This window comes from Mycolicibacterium sichuanense (assembly GCF_033741125.1).
GTDB lineage: Bacteria > Actinomycetota > Actinomycetes > Mycobacteriales > Mycobacteriaceae > Mycobacterium.
In genome coordinates this window covers 141,201-157,157 of record NZ_JAWQPU010000008.1, presented here as the reverse complement: position 1 = coordinate 157,157, position 15,957 = coordinate 141,201, and the positions used below count along the sequence as shown (strand labels likewise).

The window sequence follows — 15,957 nt, the reverse complement described above, 5'->3', positions numbered from 1 at the left end:
GGCGGGCGGATGATGACGGCGAGGCGCCGTGGAAACGTCGGGCGTTCACAGCGGGCCGTGCTTGACTCGCGTGCGTGAGATTGCCCGACGCCCCGATCGGCCGGCGGCTCGGCGTCGCGCTGACCGTCGGCGTGGCAGCTGCCGTGGTCGCCGGGCTGACCGCGGGCTGGCCGTATGCGCCGGCGTCCGGGTGGATCGTCGCGGCGATCGTCTACCTGACGTGGACGTGGCTGATCGTGTGGCACCTCGACGGTGACGGCACCCGGGACCACGCCACGCGCTATGACGACGACGACTCCACGCCCTGGATCCTCGACGTCGCCGTCCTCGTCGCCAGCGTGGCGAGCCTGAGCGGGGTCGGCTACCTGCTGGCCGCCGGTTCGGACGGGGGCAACGTGGCCGCCGCCGTCGTCGGCGCGCTGAGCGTGGCCGCGGCGTGGGTCACCGTGCACACCGTCTACATGCTGCGCTACGCCCGGCTGTACTTCGCCGACGCGCCAGGCGGTATCGACTTCAATCAGGACGAACCGCCGACCTATGCCGAGTTCGCCTACCTGGCGTTCACGATCGGCATGACCTATCAGGTGTCGGACACCAATATCGGCGCCCGCCCGATCCGGCTGGCCGCCCTGCGCCACGCCCTGCTGTCGTTCCTGCTGGGAGCCGTCGTCCTGGCGATCGTCATCAACCTCGGAGCCAGCCTGATCGGTGCCGGGCACTGAGGCCCGTGCGACGATGGCCGGCGTGGCCAGTATTGCGCAGTGGGTCGAAGGCGCCCGTCCGCGGACGTTGCCCAACGCGATCGCCCCGGTGCTCGCGGGTACCGGAGCCGCCGCGTGGCTCGGTGGCGCCGTGTGGTGGAAGGCGCTACTCGCGCTCGTCGTCTCGCTGGCGCTGACCGTCGGCGTCAACTACGCCAACGACTACTCCGACGGCATCCGCGGCACCGACGACGTGCGTTCCGGTCCGCTGCGGCTCGTCGGGTCCCGACTGGCCTCCCCGCGCGCCGTCGCGACGGCGGCCGCGGTCAGCCTCGGCGTCGGCGCCGCGGCGGGCTTGGTGCTCGCGCTCGTCAGCCAGCCCTGGCTGATCGCCGTCGGGGCCGCCTGCATCGCGGGCGCGTGGCTCTACACCGGCGGTTCGAAGCCCTACGGCTACTCCGGTCTCGGTGAGGTCGCCGTTTTCGTGTTCTTCGGTCTCGTCGCGGTGCTCGGCACCCAGTACGTCCAGGTGTTGCGCGTCGACTGGGTCGGCGCCGCACTGGCGGTCGCGACGGGTGCGATGTCGTCGGCAGTGCTGGTGGCCAACAACCTTCGGGACATCCCGACCGACCGGGAGACCGGCAAGATCACCCTCGCCGTGCGCCTCGGCGACGCGCGCACCCGCGTGCTGTACCAGGCGCTACTCGCGCTGGCGTTCGTGCTGACCCTGGTGACGACGATCGCGACGCCATGGTGCGCGGTCGCGCTGATGGCGCTGCCGCTGGCGGTGCGGGCGGCGGCGCCGGTGCGGGCGGGCCGCGGCGGCCGGGACCTGATCCCCGTGCTGCGCGACACCGGGCTGACGATGCTGGTGTGGTCGATCGCGGTGGCGGCGGCGCTGACGCTGGCCTAGCCCGTCGCCGGGAGTGGCATCCTGGCTGCATGGGCATCGTGTTCCGGCTGGCGGAGCTGCTGCTGATGCTGCTGCCCGTGATCGGCGTGGTGGTGGCCGGGGTGGGCATGTGGCGCCGGGTGCAGCCGTCCCGTGGTCAGCGCGACGAACCAAGGCTCGACGACGCACCGTCGGCCGCCCCGACGAACACCGCCGCCGTGTGGCGGATGATCACCCGCACGATCGACGAACACAGTCGCACCGACACTCGCTGGCTGGAGTACGAGCTCGACGCCGACAAGCTCCTGGACTTCCCGTTGATGACCGACATGCGGGCGCCCTTGACGACGGCGTTCCACAAGGCCCGGCTGCGTGCCGACCTGCTGCGGCCCGCCAAGGCGGAGGACCTGCTCGACGACCGGGAATCCGCGGCGCGGTACCTGGCGGCGGTCGAGGACTACACCACCGCGTTCGACGCCGCCGAGGCCGAGGCGATCCGCCGGCGCCGCAGCGACTTCTCCTCCGAGGCGCAGCAGCGCATCGCCCGGGCCCGCAGCCTGCTGGGTGTCGCAGTGGATTCGGCTGCCTCTCGACATGAACGCGAGCGGGCCTACGCGCTGGCGTGCAAGGAACTCGACGGTCTGGTCGTGCTGCCCGCCACCACGCGGGCGGGTATCGAGCGCGGGATCGCCGGCGAGCTGGACGGCTGACTCAGCGGGCAAGCGCGTCGATCAGCCGCTGCAGGTCATCCTCGGTGTTGTAGAGGTGAAAGCCGACGCGCACCGCGCCTGCGCGCACCGAGGCCCGCAGACCCGCCTGCGCCAGGCATTGAGCGGCATCGGCGAAGGGCAGGGACACGATCGCCGAATCGCGAGGTGCCAGAGCGTATTCCGCGCGCAGCTGGGCGGCCAAGCCCAGGCAGTGCGCTTCGACGGCGGCGCGGTCCAACGACGCCAGCCACGGCATGGTCAACCCCGCGCCGAGCACCGCGAACCACGCGGGCGACGTGTCGAAGCGACGACTGTCCTCGGCCAGCCGCAGTGGCAGCCCATAGATGGCGGCCCACGGATCCGCACCGGCGTACCAGTTGGCCGACAGTGGTGTCATTCCTCGAGATAGCCTGTTGCTCAATGACATCCAGGCAGTCCCGCGCGGGGCGAGCAGCCACTTGTACACCGCCGCCACGGTGACGTCGACCCAACCGAGGTTCAGCGCCTTCCAGCCGACGGCCTGCGTGGCGTCGACGACGGTGATGGTGTCGGCACCGGCGAGCGCATCGCGCAACGCCTCGAGGTCGAGCACCGCGCCGGTCGCGGACTGCACCAGGCTGGCGACCACCACGTCGTAGTCCGCCGCCGAGGCGATCAACGCCTCGGCCGTCAGCTCGGTGACGGTGACGCCGCGGCCAACGTGGGCAGCAAACGGGAACGTCACACTGGTGAACTCGCCGACGAGCGTCGCGACCCTGGCTCCGTCGGGGAGCGCGGCCGCCACCAGCCCGACCAGAGCCGACACACTGCCACCCATCGCGACGGATTCGACGTCCACGCCGACCAGGGCGGCGTAGGCGGCCCGACCGCGGCGCACCGACTCATCGAAGGACGGCACGTCCATGGTGCCGGCCTCCCAGTCCTGCAGCCGGGCACGCAGCGCGGCCATCAGGAACACCGGCGGCAGACCGTAGGTCGGCGAGTTGAGAAAGCCTGCGGCGCCGACGAACTCCGCCCCGAACGCGGACCGTGGCGCAGACGTCATGCTTTCGTCACCGGGTGGGGGGCTGATCACCGCGCAACCGGGACCGCAGCTGTGCACGGTCCCTGCGGCGGCGTTCGTCGAACCGGGCGATGCTGGCCGTGGCCCGTCGGCGCAGCGGGGCGAACAGCCAGATGCCCAGCGGGAAGGCGATCACGATGGCGAACAGCGCGGGCACCACGATCGGAAGTTCGCGAATCCCAAGGAGTTGGCCGCCGAGGTAGATCGCCACGCCAAGGACGCCGACCAGCAGGATGCGGGCAATCGTGTACACCAGCACGTCGATGACCATGCGCGAACCCAGCCGGGCATTCGCATCGCCGGTCGCTTCGCTTCCACCCTGCCCCGCCGAATCCCCGGTCGCTTCGCTCCTACCCTCCGAACCAGTCACGGCCCGAGCCTACCGATGGCGCGTATATTTACTGCAAGGAGGTTTTCGTGTTGCAGTTCGTACTCCTCGTCGTCATCTTGGCGGGTCTGTCCTACGGGGCGTGGCGCCTCTTGCGCGCCGCTGCCACCCGGCCGCCCACCAGGACGATCGGTCCCGACGACGACCCGGAGTTCCTCAACCGTCTCAACCACGGCAAGGATCGCTGACCGGAGCGCTCAGAGAGCTCCAGGGAATCCGCTTGCCACCACGGCGGCCAGCTCCGTCAGCGCGTCGCGCGTCTCGGGCCGCAACCGATCCAGGCTGATCTCCGCCCCCTCCTCCAGGTGCGGATCGAACGGCACCTGAAGCACCGCTCGGCAGCGCCGGGAGAAGTGGTCGACGACCTTCTCTTGATCGACGCGGGACCCGCCCCGCCCCGCGCGCGGCCGGACGGCGTTGATCACCGCGATTGCGTTGGCCACCAACGCCTGATAGCCATGCGCATCCAGCCAGTCCAGCGTGGCCGATGCGCTGCGCGCCCCGTCGACCGAGCCCGAGCTGACCACCACCAGCACGTCGGCGTTGTTCAGCACTGCCGACATCGCCGAATGCAGCATGCCGGTGCCGCAGTCGGTGAGCACCAGGCTGTAGAAACGCTCGAGCACCTCGAGCGTGCGCGTGTAGTCCTCGCTGCTGAACGCCTCGGAGACCGCCGGATCACTTTCCGAGGCAAGCACTTCCAGCCGGCTCGGGCCCTGCGAGGTGTAGTTGCGGACGTCGCTGTAACTGTTGATGCCCTCGGCGTCTCGCAGCAGATGCCGCACGGTCGACGGCGTCTCCAGCGGCACCTTCTGGCTCAGCGTGCCGCGATCGGGGTTGGCGTCGACGGCGATCACCCGGTCACCGCGCACCGACGCGAACGTCGCACCGAGGGTGGCGGTGATCGTCGTCTTGCCGACGCCGCCCTTGAGCGAGAGCAGCGCAATGCGGTAGCACCCGCGCAGGGGCCGGCTGGCCTGCGCGGTCAACCCCTGGCGCCGTTCGGCCTTGCGGCCCTCCCCGAGGTTGACCAGTCCGAAGGTGCTCAGGTACAGCGCACGCCGCCAGCCGCCGCTCGGCTTGCGCTTGGGCTGACCGAGCAGCGCGACCGTGGACAGGTCCAGATACGGGACCAGTTCGACGCCGGAACCGGGCGTCGCCGGGTCGTCGACCGGCGGTTCGGCGGTAGGCAGCGTGACGACGGGAATGCCGTGTGGCGGTGTCGGCGCCGTCCACTCCGGCGGAATCGCCTGGGACGGATCGCGAAACCGCTGCTGCGACCGGAAGCTCGACGGCTGGCGCGGGACCCGAGGAAGCAACCTCAGCCCACCCCGGCGTAGGAGTGCAGACCGGTGACGACCAGGTTGATGAAGAACAGGTTGAACACCATCGCGACGAACCCGACGACGTTGATCCACGCCGCCTTGCGGTCACGCCAGCCGGCCGTCGACCGCGCGTGCAGATAGGCGGCGTAGACCACCCAGGCGATGAACGCGACCGTCTCCTTGGGGTCCCAGCCCCAGTACCGGCCCCAGGCCTCCTCGGCCCAGATGGCGCCGAAGATGACGCCGAAGCCGAAGACGGGGAACGCGAAGATCGTGGTGCGGTAGGCGATGCGGTCCAGCGTCTGGGCGTCGGGCAGGCGCGCGATGATCGCCGCGACGGTGCCCTGCCGGCCAGGTTCGCCCAGCGGCGACATCTTCGCCAGGAACAACATGCTGGCCACGCCCGCGACCAGGAACACCCCCGAGCCGAGGCTGACCACCGACACGTGGATCGGCAGCCAGTAGGACTGCAGGGCGGGCATGACGGGCGCGGCGTTGGAGTACAGCCACTTGCCCGACACCGCCAGCAGGATCAGCACGGGCAGCAGCACGAACGCCCACAGCGCCCGGTACCTGGGCTGCCGCAGCGTGATGGCCGCCGCGACCAGGCCGCTGAAGCACGTCAGATTGATGAACTCGTACATGTTGCCCCACGGCACCCGTGAGGTGGCCAGCCCGCGCAGCACGATGCAAACGAACAGCGTCGCGGTGCCGACGTAGACCAACGCCAACCCGGCGCGGCCGATGCGTTCGTCGACGAACCGCTTGGGGGTCTCGAGGACGACGCCGGGCTGAGCACTGTCGGCGGCGACGGTGCCGCCGCCGGCGGCGACCAGCTCACGGGCGTCGGCCTTGCGGCTGCGGCTGTAGGCCAGTTCGACGGCCAACAGCACCAGCGCGATGACCAGCACCACGATCGTCGTCGTGAAGGCCAGGTCGGAGTAGCGAGCGAGCCCGATGTCGATGTGGGGACCGTTCACGAGCGGTCACGCTTCGCTTCTGGCTTGGTCACGCGTCTTCTCTCCCGCCTTCCGCCGCTGACGGCACCAACCGTGCCGTCAGCTTCTCGAACTCGTCGCCCCACCCGGAATTGTCGGTGCGGGCCAAACCGCCCAGTTCAACGCTCACGGTACCCGCCGCTGCCGGTGACACCCGAACCCAGATCCGGCGGCGGCGCACCACCAGGGACACCAGCAGACCGGCCATCATCGCGATCGCCGACACCAGCACCCAGATCTGCGCCGGATCGTGGGAGACCTGCACGTTGATGAAGGGCACCGCGCCGTCGAATCGGACGACGGTGCCGTCCTTCAACCGCGTGGACTGGCCGGCCTTCAGGTTGACCCGCGCCTCCCGGTTGAGCCGCTTCTGCTCGATCAGGCTGGAGTCGAGGGTGAACAGTGACTGCGGCTTGCCGGTGTCCAGGCCGGTGTCGCCGCGGTAGACGTCGACCGCGACGGCGGGATCGTTGAGCGCCGGGTAGCTCGAGGACAGGAGCTTGCCGTCGAGCTGCTCGGTGGGGGCGAACAGACCCTGGATCGCGATCTGGTTCTTGCGCCGCTCGCCGGCGGTCGGATAGGTGCCGCCCGGGGGGTCGACGCGGATCACCCCCGAGGACAGCAGGGTGATGGGGTCATCGGGGCGCCACTGCACGGTCTGGGTGCGGGTCTGCCCGCCGGGGAAGGTGACGGTGAACGTCGGCGCGTACCCGTGGCCCTGCAGGTAGAGCCGGTCCCCGCCGAGGCGCAGCGGGTGGTTGACCTCCAGCCGGTAGGGCCGCCAGGTGTCGGTGTCCAGATCGTCACCCGCCTGGTAGTCGACGTTGGCCGCGAAGCTCAGCGCCTGCCCGCTGGGCAGGTAGGTGGCGTCGAAGTCGTTGACACGCAGGCAGATCGGGTTCAGCGAAGTACCGTCCACGGTGTTGCCGGCCCGGAAGGAGTCGAACGCCGCCGGGGAGGCCGAGCAGAAGCCGGGCCCGCCGTTGGCGACGACGATGACGTTGCCCTCGTAGCCGAACAGCTTGCCGGCCGCGACCGCGAGCAGCAGGCCGAGCAGCGAGAAGTGGAAGACGATGTTGCCCAGTTCGCGCAGATACCCGCGCTCGGCCGAGACCTCGACGGTGTCGCCGTCGCGACGGGTGACGCGGCGCCAGCCCTTCAGGCCGCGTTCGACACCGGCGACGACTTCGTCGAGTTCCCCGTCGACCTGCAGTTCCCGATGCTTGGGCAGCCTGGCGAGGTTGCGTGGGGCCGCCACCGGAGTGGCGCGCATGCTGCGGACGTGCTCGGCCAGTCGCGGGGTGAGACACCCGACCAGCGAGATGAACAGCAACGCGTAGATCGCCGTGAACCAGAAGCTGGAGAACACGTCGAAGGCCTGCAACCGGTCCAGCCATGGGCCGATCAGCGTGTGCTGCGCCAGGTACTCGTCGACCTTGGACTGGTTCAGGCTGCGCTGCGGGAGCAGGGCGCCGGGGATGGCCGCCAGCGCAAGCAGGAACAGCAGCACCAGCGCGGTGCCCATCGACGTCAGGGTGCGCCAGGTGTTCCTGGCATAGGCGGCAAGACGTTTCAGTCCCCTCACAGCGGCAGCCTCGCATCGCTTACGAAGACATCGCGCACCCAGGAGACGAAGTCGGCCCACAGGCCCGTCACCAGAGCCAGGCCGACGAGGATCAGCAGCGCGCCCCCGAAGATCTGAATGCCGCGAGTGTGCCGCCGCAGCCAGCCGAGACCCTGAACCGCGCGTGCGGAGCCGAACGCCAACAGCAGGAACGGAATTCCCAACCCGAGGCAGTAGGCCACGACGAGCACGACGCCGCGCGCCACCCCGGACCCCTCGGTGGCGGACGCAACGGCGATGACCGCCGTCAACGTCGGCCCGAGGCAGGGCGTCCAGCCGAGGGCGAACACCGCACCGAGCAGCGGCGCGCCCCCGACGGTGGACAGCAGGCGCGGGGCGAACCGCGCCTCGCGCTGCAGCGCGGGGATCAGCCCGACGAACACCAATCCCATCACGATCGTGACCACACCGCCGATGCGTTGCAGCAGAAGCTGATTCGTCAGCAGCGTGGTGGTGACACCGAGCACCGCCACGGTGCCGAGCACGAACACCACGGTGAACCCGGACACGAACAGGGCCGCGGCTCCGAGCACCCGCAGCCGCGCGGTCCGCACGGCCACCGCGGAGGCGTCCCGGTCGTCGACCCCGACGACCGCGGCGAGGTAGGACAGGTAACCGGGCACCAGGGGCACCACGCACGGCGAGGCGAACGACACCACGCCCGCGAGCGCGCTGATCAGCAATGCGAGCACCAACGGTCCCGCCGACACCAGCTGGTCGACCCGGTCCAGGGAGATCGCAAGGAAGCTCACTTCTCGTTCGCCAGCCTCTGCACGACCGGCAGCAGATCCTGGGCCAGCAGCTCGCGCAGGAACACCGCCGCGACCCGGTGCTGCCGGTCGAGCACGACCGTCGACGGGATGACCGTGGTCGGGTAACGGCCGCCGAAGGCGATCATGGTGCGCATCGCCGGGTCGTAGATCGACGGGAAGGTGACCTTGCGATCGGTGACGAAGTCGACGGCGGCGTCGCGGTTGGCGTCGCGGACGTCGATGCCGAGGAAGGCCACCCCGTCGGCGCGGGTCGCCTCATAGACCTTCTGCAGTTCGGAGATCTCCGAGCGGCACGGTCCGCACCACTGACCCCACACGTTGATGACGACGACCTGGCCCGCGAAGTCGTCGAGCCCGATCGTCTTCGACGGGTCGGTCAGCTCGGGCCCGCTGATCTTGCCGGGCCGGTGCCGGCTGTCCGGCGGGTCATAGGAGATGTCGGTCTTGCCGCCCGGTGCCACGAATTCGAACGTGCCGCCCTGGGCGACGGCGTCGTCACCGGTCGCGCATCCGGTCAGCAGCACCGCTGCCGACGCGAGAGAAGCCACCAGCCATCTCACTGGCCAGCCAGCTCCGCGTAACTCCAACCGACCATCGCCTGGTCGTGGAAGTAGAACGACGTGAGCGAGGCGTGGTTGCACATCCGGTTCGCTGCCGTCGGAAGGTGGTGCAGCGTCTGTCCGGTCAGCGACCGACGCAGGGTCGCGGTCGGCAGCTGATGGCTGACACAGACCGCCTCGTGGCCCAGCGCGGCATCCCTGGCCCGGTACAGCGCACCCTGCATGCGGTCGGCGATGTGCCGGTACGGCTCACCCCAGGACGGCCGGCGAGGATTGCGCAGGTGCCACCAGTTGCGCGGGTCGCGCAGGGCACCGTCGCCAGGGGACACCCGCTCGCCCTCGAAGACGTTCTCGGATTCGATGAGGTCACCGTCGGTCGCAATGGGCAGACCGTGGGTCGCCGCGATGGGCGCCGCGGTCTCCTGCGCACGCTCCAGCGGCGAGGCGACGACGTAGGCGACGTCGTGGCTCGCCAGCCACTCGGCCACCCGCTTCGCCTGCGCGCGCCCCTTGTCCGACAAGTGGAAGTCGGGCAGCCGGCCGTACAGGATCTTCTCCGGGTTGTAGACCTCGCCGTGGCGCATCACGTGCACGATCGTCTCCACGGTCATGCGGGTGCCTTCGCAGCGGCAGCGGCGCGGGCCGCGGCGGGCAGGGCGGCCTCGATGCGGCCGAATGCGTCGTCGTCGAGCGCCGTCGAGACGAACCACGCCTCGAACGCGCTGCATGGCGGGTACACCCCGGCGTCGAGCAGTGCGTGGAAGAACGGCGGGAAGCGCCACGTCTCGGTGGCCCGCGCCGAGGCGAAGTCGGCGACCGGCCCGTCGCCGAAGAACACGCTGAGCATGTTGCCGGCCCGCGAGATGCGGTGTGCGACGGACGCTTCGGTCAACGCGCGGGTGAGCAATCCGGCCAGTTCGTCGGCATTGGCGTCGAGCGTGGCGTAGACCTCGTCGTCGGCGGCGCGCAGCGTGGCCAGCCCGGCCGCCATGGCCACGGGGTTACCCGACAGCGTGCCCGCCTGGTACACCGGTCCGAGCGGGGCGAGGCGGTCCATCACCTCGGCGCGGCCACCGAAGGCCGCAGCGGGCAGCCCACCGCTCATCACCTTGCCGAAGGCGAACAGATCGGCGTCGACGGGATCGAGCCCGTACCAGCCCGCCCGGCTGACCCGGAAGCCCGTCATCACCTCGTCGAGGATCAGCAGGGCGCCGTGTTCGGCGGTGATCTGGCGCAGCGCGGCGTTGAAGCCCGGCCGTGGCGCGACGGCGCCCATGTTGCCGGCCGCCGCCTCGGTGATGACGCAGGCGATGTCGGCCCCGACCTCGGCGAAGGTCGTCTCGACGGCGGCGGCGTCGTTGTAGGGCAGCACGATGGTGTCGGCGGTGGCCGCGCCGGTAACCCCCGGCGAGGACGGCAGACCCAGGGTCGCGACGCCGGAGCCCGCGTCGGCCAGCAGCGCGTCGCTGTGGCCGTGGTAGCAGCCGGAGAACTTGACGATCTTGGCCCGCCCGGTGAATCCCCTGGCCAGCCGGATCGCGCTCATCGTGGCCTCGGTGCCGGAGTTCACCAGCCGCAGCTTGTCGACGGCGGCGACCCGGCCGATGATCTCGGAGGCCAGCTCACTCTCGGTGGGCGTCGGCGCCCCGAAGCTGAGCCCGTCGGCGGCGGTCCGCTGTACGGCCTCGACGACCGCGGGGTGCGCGTGGCCCAGGATCATCGGGCCCCACGAGCAGACCAGGTCGACGTAGCGGTTGTCGTCGGCGTCGGTGAGCCAGCAGCCCGAGGCCTTCGTGATGAATCGCGGCGTGCCTCCCACCGAGTTGAAGGCACGGACCGGGGAGTTCACCCCGCCGGGGATGACGGTGGACGCCTCGGCGAAGAGCCGAGCCGAGGCGGCCGTCTCGTGATCAGCAGGCATGGCCCCAGTGTCCCAGTCGACCCCCCGGCGTCAACTACAGGGTGTAGGAGGCTCTCGCGAACCGGGGTGGCGTCACTCCCTGGCGCGGACACGGGCGCGGATCGGACCCTTGGCGACGGTGGTGTAGGGCACCTCGACGGGGAAGTCGTCGTCCAGGGAGTGCACCTCGGTCGAGCCCACGATGGTGGCCAGTGCCAACGTGGTCTCCAACAGCGCGAAGTGCTCGCCGATGCACGACCGGGGGCCGCCGGAGAAGGGGACGAACTGCCAGCGCTTCCGGGTCGCGCCGGCGCCGGGGGCGAAGCGCTCGGGGTCGAACACCATGGGGTCGGGCCAGAGCCCTGGGTCGCGGTGCACGGCCTGGATGCCGACGGCGACGATGCTGCCCTTTCGCACGCGGTAGCCACCCACGGCGAAGTCGCGCAGCGCCAGCCGGCCGACGCCGGCCGCGGGCGGGCACAGCCGCAGCGACTCGTCGAGCACCTGGCGCGTGTAGCGCAACCGAGGCACGTCGGCCGGCGTCAGCTCCCGGTCACCGATCTCGGCGACCTCGGCGGCGACCCGGCGCTGCAGTTCGGGGTGATGGCCCAGCGCCCACAGCGCGTACGTCAGCGCGGTCGCGGTGGTGTCGTGCCCGGCGAGCATGAAGATCAGCAGGTCGTTGCAGATGTCGCGGTCCGACAGCGCCTGCCCGGTGACGGGATCGGTCGCGCAGATCAGCGCGTGCACCAGCGGCGCGTCGCGCGTCGGGTCGGCCCGGCACGCCTGCAAGATCTCCTCGGCCACGCCAAGCATCGTCGCCACCGCGGCACGCGCCCGGCGTCGCGCCGGGGTGGGCAGCCAGCGCGGCGTGCGGACCGGGGACAGCGCACGGTCGGCGGCGTACCCCGACGCGACGTGCATGCACTCGGCGATCACGTCGGCGCGCTCGTTGAGGTCGACCCCCAGGATCGACCGGCCCAGCGACTGCATGGTCAGCCGCCGGCAGTCCAGGTCGAGGTCGACGTCGAGCCCGTCGGCCGAGCCGGCCGCGCGCCAGTCGTCGACGACGGCCTGCGCGGCCCGGGACATGTGGCCGCCGAACGCACGGACGTTGTGGTTGGTGAACACCGGCTGCAGCGCCCGTTTGCGTGGAATCCACTGCTCGTTGGGCAGCACGAACAGGCTGTCACCGGCGAGGTGGCGCACCTCGTCGTGCACGATGCAGCGCTCTCCAAACACGTGGTTGCGGGACAGCACCTCGCCGATGCCGCCCGGGGAGGTCACCAGGACCAGGGGCGGCACCAGCCACCGCGGGCCGAACTGGACGCGGGTGACGGGACCGCCGGCCGCGCTGAGCACCTCGCCCCCGGTGTGGAACTCCCTGACCGCCTTCAGCAACTCGCGCAGCGACAGCGGATTCCTCGGCACTGGCGGGAGTGCGGCGACGTCCTGGAGGGTCGCGGCCTCGTCCGGCGACGTCTCCCGCGACGGATCGGCACGGGGGCGCCTGGACCGCGATTCCTGGTTGGTCATGTTCGAACAGTTTGGCGCAGAATCGCTTCCACGCCAAGCGCTGGAGTGGGGGCTCAGCTCACCGATCCCACCGGCGCCGTCCAGGTAAGTGTCTCGCCGACGCCCTCGGTCATCGCGGTTCCCGGCATCACCCGCAGCCGGTAGGGGTGCAGTCGCAACACCGCGAACTGCTCGGAGGTCGGCCCATCGGCCCACATCGGGATCACGTACGGGTCGTATCCGACCGGTGCCGGCCCGTTGGCGAACTTGTCCCACACCGCGCGGCGGGTGTCGTCGTCGAGGTGCCACTGCACCGCGCACTCGGCGCTGCAGGTGTCCTGGCTGGGGGCCCAGTAGCTCACCGCGACCTCGGGGTGGGCCGCGAGGTGGGCCCGCTTGACCGGGGTTGGCACCGTGGCGATCCAACCGATGAGTTCGCCACCGTCCCACTCCCAGAAGGGATGCAGGATGCGCGTGCGTGGCCGGCCGTCCCGGTCGACGGTCGCGACCGAAGCCCACACGATGGCGTGGGCCATGTCGCGGAAGGCAGGGGCGATTCGATCCAGCGACGTCACGGACGTCAGCCTAGGCCCGATCGGTCCGTCCCGATCATTCTTCGCCCATGGCCTTCTCGCGCACCCCCATCACGTCCTCGCGCTTGACGCCGCCCCCCTCCTCGACGTCGCCGAACTTGGGTGAGCCGTCCTCGTCGACCCACTCGGCCACCGCCTGGCCGGTGACGGTGTTGCTGGTGCCGGGCAGCCCGATCGTCGGACGGTCGTCTTCGTAGGCCTTGGCCATCTCCTTGGCCTTCTCCCGGTGCTCATCGGTGACTTCGGGCTTCTCGGTGAGGTTCTGCTCTTCGCTTGCCATACCCCTCGGGCTGCCCGAAAGTGTGACCTACGAAACAGTTGGGTCACACCGGCACGACCCGCAGGGCAGCGGGCAGACTGGGTACGAAGTGCCGCTCGGCGAACGCGCGCAGATCGTCGGCCGTGGTCAGCGGTTCGGCGCTCGGCAGCAGCAGCACCACCGCGGCGTAGCGCAGGATCACCTCGGCGAGCTCGTCGACGGCCGCCGCGCCGATCCGGTCGGCGAAGCCCGCAGGGAAGATCACCCGCAGCGCCTCGGCCATCCGATCGATCGCGCTTCGCCAGTGGCGATGCGCCAGCTCCAGCACCAGGGCCGGCTCGTCGATCATCATCTGATTCAGCACGCGATGCCGGCGGAACATCAGGATCGACTGCGTGAACGCCTCGACGTAGTAGTTCGCCGGCTTCGCCGCGCGCTTCAACTCCGCGGCGATGTCGGCGAACAGCACCGCGTTCTCACGCTCGATGACCGCGGCCACCAGCTCGTCGCGATTGGCGAACCGGCGGTAGATCGTGGTGCGGCTGACCCCTGCCCGGCGGGCGACGTCGTCGAGCGCGACCCGGCGGAAGCCGTGGCGTTCGAATTCGACGAGCGCCGCGTCGAGGATCAACCGCGTGGACGCGTCAGCAGCGGGCATAGCCGGTCCGGGCGAACGTGTTGTAGCGCACCGACATCGGCAGCCGATCCCACACCCAGTTGACCGGTCGCGACCGCCACGCCGCGGCGAACGCCTGGTAGGCCCGCTCCCGGCGAGGGCCCCACGGCAGGCCGAGCAGGTCGCGGGCGCGTGGTGGCATGCCCCCGGTGGTGAGGAACGCCGCCACCGGGTTGAACACCGGCGCGATCAACTTCCACGCCAGCGGCGACATCGCCTTCGGGCGCGGGAAGCCCTTCGTCACGTAGCCGACGCCGTACTTGGCGATGGGATGGGCCACGATGATCTCGTCCATCATCTCGTCCCAGTAGCGTCGGAAGCCCGCGTAGTCGGCCGGCATCGGCCGGTCGCTGACGCCGTAGCGGCGGTACCACGTCTTGGACTCGAGGTAGATGCGTTCCTTCTCCTCCTCGGTCAGGCGCTTGACGAACGTGTCGGCGAAGTACAGCACCTGCTCGACGAAGGTGGCGTGCGCCCAGTAGTAGGTGTCGGGATCCAGCGCGTGGTAGCGACTGCCGTCGGGCATGTCGCCCTTGATGTCGCGGTGGAAGTCCCTGACCTTGAGCCCCTCGGCGTCGTCCTCGGGGCCGTACACGGTCAGCATGATCGGTGGGATCGACCGCTTGACCCGGGCCGCGGTGTCGGCGAAGAACACCGAGTGGTCCAGCACGCCCTGTCCGAGTTGGGCGAGCATGTTCTGCAGCACCGCCGGACGCGGCCCGATCAGATACATCCGGTTGTCCCCGAAGTACTTCCACACCAGCGAGTCGCGGCCCAGCGGAAGGGCATCGGTCCGCGACGGATGGTCGGCGAGATCAGTCATGGACACAGTGTTACAGATTGCGTACTTTGTACCAATAGCGGTGTGACCAGGCTCACTGACCCATGGCTAGCGACGCAACCCGACGACGCCAAGCACGCCAAGCACGCCGGCGACCGTCGCCAGCAGCAGCGCCAGCACGATCAGCGATGGGTCGTAGGTGACCGTCGGCATGGGGGGCTCGGAGGCGATGATGGGAGCCGCCAGCCCCGACGATCGCGCCGCCACGAAGCTGACGACGCAGCCAATCGCAGCCAGGACGGCCCCCACCAGCTCGACGATCGCGCGCACCCTCACGTCGTCGCCGGCCCGTCGACGAGGGACTCCAACGCGTTCCGCAGGTGTAGGTGCTTGCGCGCCCAGGCCTGCGCCCGCCGGTCGCTGGTGAGCTTCAAGCCGATGCCAGTGCGGCCGCGCGGCACCCCGGTCAACTCCCCAAGCGCCCGCGACGACTGCCACGCCGGCACCGTGGCGCCGTCGGCTTCGGGGTAGACCTTGACGATCTCGACGATGCGGACGGTCTCGGTGCCCTGCCGGAGGTACTCCGGGGTGAGCTCCACCGAGGTGTGGATGCGGGCCGCCTTGACCTGCAGGCCCAGGAAGCCGGTGACGAGGAAGAGGAACACGCCGGGCAGCAGGGGCTGCCAGCCGTAACCGGAGGACACCTGGATGAACATCATCGTGGCCGCGGCGATGGGGCCGGCCGCCAACCACCACAACGAGGCCCCCGGCTCGCTGAACAGGATCTCGGGCTCGGCACTCACGCGGGGCCCTGGGCGTCGTACCACTGTTGCGACGCCGACCGCTGGTTCATCGCGGACCCGGTGATCAGCAGGATCATGATCACCGCGATGGTCAGCACGCCACCCCCACCGACGACCAGCAGCATGATCAACAGCAGCACCGAGGCCAACGCCAATCCGACCGCTGCGCTGCCGAACCGCTTCTGCCCCCGCCTGGCACGCCCGGCCAGATAGCCAAGGGCCAGCCCGACGACGACCAGCAGGATGCCGCTCAGCTGAAAGAACAGCGGCAGCGGCCGGCTGGCGATCCACAGGCCCTGCGCGGCGATCAGGACGGCCGCGACGACCCAGCACCAGAAGGCGGCCACGACGGTTCGGGGACGACCGACGGGCGCAGGAGAAACGGGCATGGTCGGG

21 protein-coding genes are annotated in these 15,957 nt (G+C 70.2%); 4 read left to right on the top strand and 17 right to left on the bottom strand.

Features of this window, described 5'->3' with window-relative positions:
- Positions 1-74: 74 nt before the first annotated feature.
- The 3 genes from SBI80_RS23255 to SBI80_RS23245 are packed head-to-tail and all read left to right on the top strand — an operon-like array spanning position 75 to position 2,303.
- Positions 75-722, top strand: coding sequence for a DUF1345 domain-containing protein (locus tag SBI80_RS23255; protein ID WP_318977196.1), 648 nt, complete (start codon positions 75-77; stop codon positions 720-722).
- Between the two features lie 22 nt (positions 723-744).
- Positions 745-1,614 carry a 1,4-dihydroxy-2-naphthoate polyprenyltransferase gene (locus SBI80_RS23250; RefSeq protein WP_318977195.1) on the top strand — a complete coding sequence of 290 codons (870 nt, stop codon included), beginning with the start codon at positions 745-747 and terminating at the stop codon, positions 1,612-1,614.
- 29 nt (positions 1,615-1,643) lie between these two features.
- Complete coding sequence (locus SBI80_RS23245; protein ID WP_318977194.1) at positions 1,644-2,303, top strand: hypothetical protein; 660 nt, start codon at positions 1,644-1,646, stop codon at positions 2,301-2,303.
- A 1-nt stretch (position 2,304) separates the two neighbouring features.
- Here SBI80_RS23245 and SBI80_RS23240 read toward each other — a convergent pair whose 3' ends face one another.
- Positions 2,305-3,348, bottom strand: coding sequence for an aminotransferase class V-fold PLP-dependent enzyme (locus SBI80_RS23240; RefSeq protein ID WP_318977193.1), 1,044 nt, complete (start codon positions 3,346-3,348; stop codon positions 2,305-2,307).
- A 7-nt stretch (positions 3,349-3,355) separates the two neighbouring features.
- Positions 3,356-3,637, bottom strand: a complete 282-nt coding sequence (locus SBI80_RS23235) for a DUF4229 domain-containing protein (protein ID WP_318977245.1) — start codon at positions 3,635-3,637, stop codon at positions 3,356-3,358.
- A gap of 149 nt (positions 3,638-3,786) precedes the next feature.
- On the opposite strand from SBI80_RS23235, the gene SBI80_RS23230 reads away from it, so the two are divergent.
- Entirely contained in the window at positions 3,787-3,942 is a 156-nt protein-coding gene (locus SBI80_RS23230) for a hypothetical protein (protein ID WP_318977244.1), read from the top strand.
- 9 nt (positions 3,943-3,951) lie between these two features.
- Here the strand turns inward: SBI80_RS23230 and SBI80_RS23225 are convergent, their stop codons facing one another.
- The 15 genes from SBI80_RS23225 to SBI80_RS23155 all read right to left on the bottom strand — a co-directional run bounded on the left by SBI80_RS23225 (position 3,952) and on the right by SBI80_RS23155 (position 15,950).
- A complete protein-coding gene (locus SBI80_RS23225) occupies positions 3,952-5,073 on the bottom strand; it encodes a MinD/ParA family ATP-binding protein (protein WP_318977192.1) in 1,122 nt (373 codons plus the stop codon).
- 2 nt (positions 5,074-5,075) lie between these two features.
- On the bottom strand, positions 5,076-6,059 hold the full coding sequence (gene ccsB, locus SBI80_RS23220; RefSeq protein ID WP_318977191.1) for a c-type cytochrome biogenesis protein CcsB: 984 nt from the start codon (positions 6,057-6,059) through the stop codon (positions 5,076-5,078).
- A gap of 28 nt (positions 6,060-6,087) precedes the next feature.
- Positions 6,088-7,602: a cytochrome c biogenesis protein ResB gene (gene resB, locus SBI80_RS23215; RefSeq protein WP_318977243.1), complete on the bottom strand. Its 1,515-nt coding sequence runs from the start codon at positions 7,600-7,602 to the stop codon at positions 6,088-6,090.
- Positions 7,603-7,658: 56 nt separating this feature from the next.
- Positions 7,659-8,438, bottom strand: coding sequence for a cytochrome c biogenesis CcdA family protein (locus tag SBI80_RS23210; protein WP_318977242.1), 780 nt, complete (start codon positions 8,436-8,438; stop codon positions 7,659-7,661).
- Between the two features lie 11 nt (positions 8,439-8,449).
- The gene (locus tag SBI80_RS23205; RefSeq protein WP_318977190.1) at positions 8,450-9,034 is read right to left on the bottom strand and encodes a TlpA disulfide reductase family protein; all 585 of its coding nucleotides are present in this window, start codon (positions 9,032-9,034) and stop codon (positions 8,450-8,452) included.
- The gene (locus tag SBI80_RS23200) at positions 9,031-9,645 is read right to left on the bottom strand and encodes a histidine phosphatase family protein (protein WP_318977189.1); all 615 of its coding nucleotides are present in this window, start codon (positions 9,643-9,645) and stop codon (positions 9,031-9,033) included. Before SBI80_RS23200 ends, SBI80_RS23205 begins: the two co-directional genes overlap by 4 nt.
- Positions 9,642-10,955: a glutamate-1-semialdehyde 2,1-aminomutase gene (gene hemL / locus SBI80_RS23195; protein ID WP_318977188.1), complete on the bottom strand. Its 1,314-nt coding sequence runs from the start codon at positions 10,953-10,955 to the stop codon at positions 9,642-9,644. The genes SBI80_RS23200 and hemL overlap by 4 nt, the downstream gene beginning before the upstream one ends.
- A 72-nt stretch (positions 10,956-11,027) precedes the next feature.
- A complete protein-coding gene (locus SBI80_RS23190) occupies positions 11,028-12,470 on the bottom strand; it encodes a cytochrome P450 (RefSeq protein WP_318977187.1) in 1,443 nt (480 codons plus the stop codon).
- Between the two features lie 53 nt (positions 12,471-12,523).
- Complete coding sequence (locus tag SBI80_RS23185) at positions 12,524-13,024, bottom strand: pyridoxamine 5'-phosphate oxidase family protein (protein WP_318977186.1); 501 nt, start codon at positions 13,022-13,024, stop codon at positions 12,524-12,526.
- 34 nt (positions 13,025-13,058) lie between these two features.
- Positions 13,059-13,322, bottom strand: a complete 264-nt coding sequence (locus tag SBI80_RS23180) for a hypothetical protein (protein ID WP_318977185.1) — start codon at positions 13,320-13,322, stop codon at positions 13,059-13,061.
- A 43-nt stretch (positions 13,323-13,365) separates the two neighbouring features.
- Positions 13,366-13,959 carry a TetR/AcrR family transcriptional regulator gene (locus SBI80_RS23175; protein ID WP_318977184.1) on the bottom strand — a complete coding sequence of 198 codons (594 nt, stop codon included), beginning with the start codon at positions 13,957-13,959 and terminating at the stop codon, positions 13,366-13,368.
- On the bottom strand, positions 13,946-14,800 hold the full coding sequence (locus SBI80_RS23170; protein ID WP_318977183.1) for an oxygenase MpaB family protein: 855 nt from the start codon (positions 14,798-14,800) through the stop codon (positions 13,946-13,948). Before SBI80_RS23170 ends, SBI80_RS23175 begins: the two co-directional genes overlap by 14 nt.
- Before the next feature lie 66 nt (positions 14,801-14,866).
- Positions 14,867-15,088: a hypothetical protein gene (locus SBI80_RS23165; RefSeq protein WP_413232786.1), complete on the bottom strand. Its 222-nt coding sequence runs from the start codon at positions 15,086-15,088 to the stop codon at positions 14,867-14,869.
- A 2-nt stretch (positions 15,089-15,090) separates the two neighbouring features.
- Complete coding sequence (locus SBI80_RS23160; RefSeq protein ID WP_318977181.1) at positions 15,091-15,561, bottom strand: transport-regulating membrane protein Mce1N; 471 nt, start codon at positions 15,559-15,561, stop codon at positions 15,091-15,093.
- Positions 15,558-15,950 (bottom strand): hypothetical protein, encoded by a 393-nt coding sequence (locus tag SBI80_RS23155; protein ID WP_318977180.1) that lies wholly within the window; start codon positions 15,948-15,950, stop codon positions 15,558-15,560. The genes SBI80_RS23160 and SBI80_RS23155 overlap by 4 nt, the downstream gene beginning before the upstream one ends.
- Positions 15,951-15,957 lie beyond the last annotated feature (7 nt).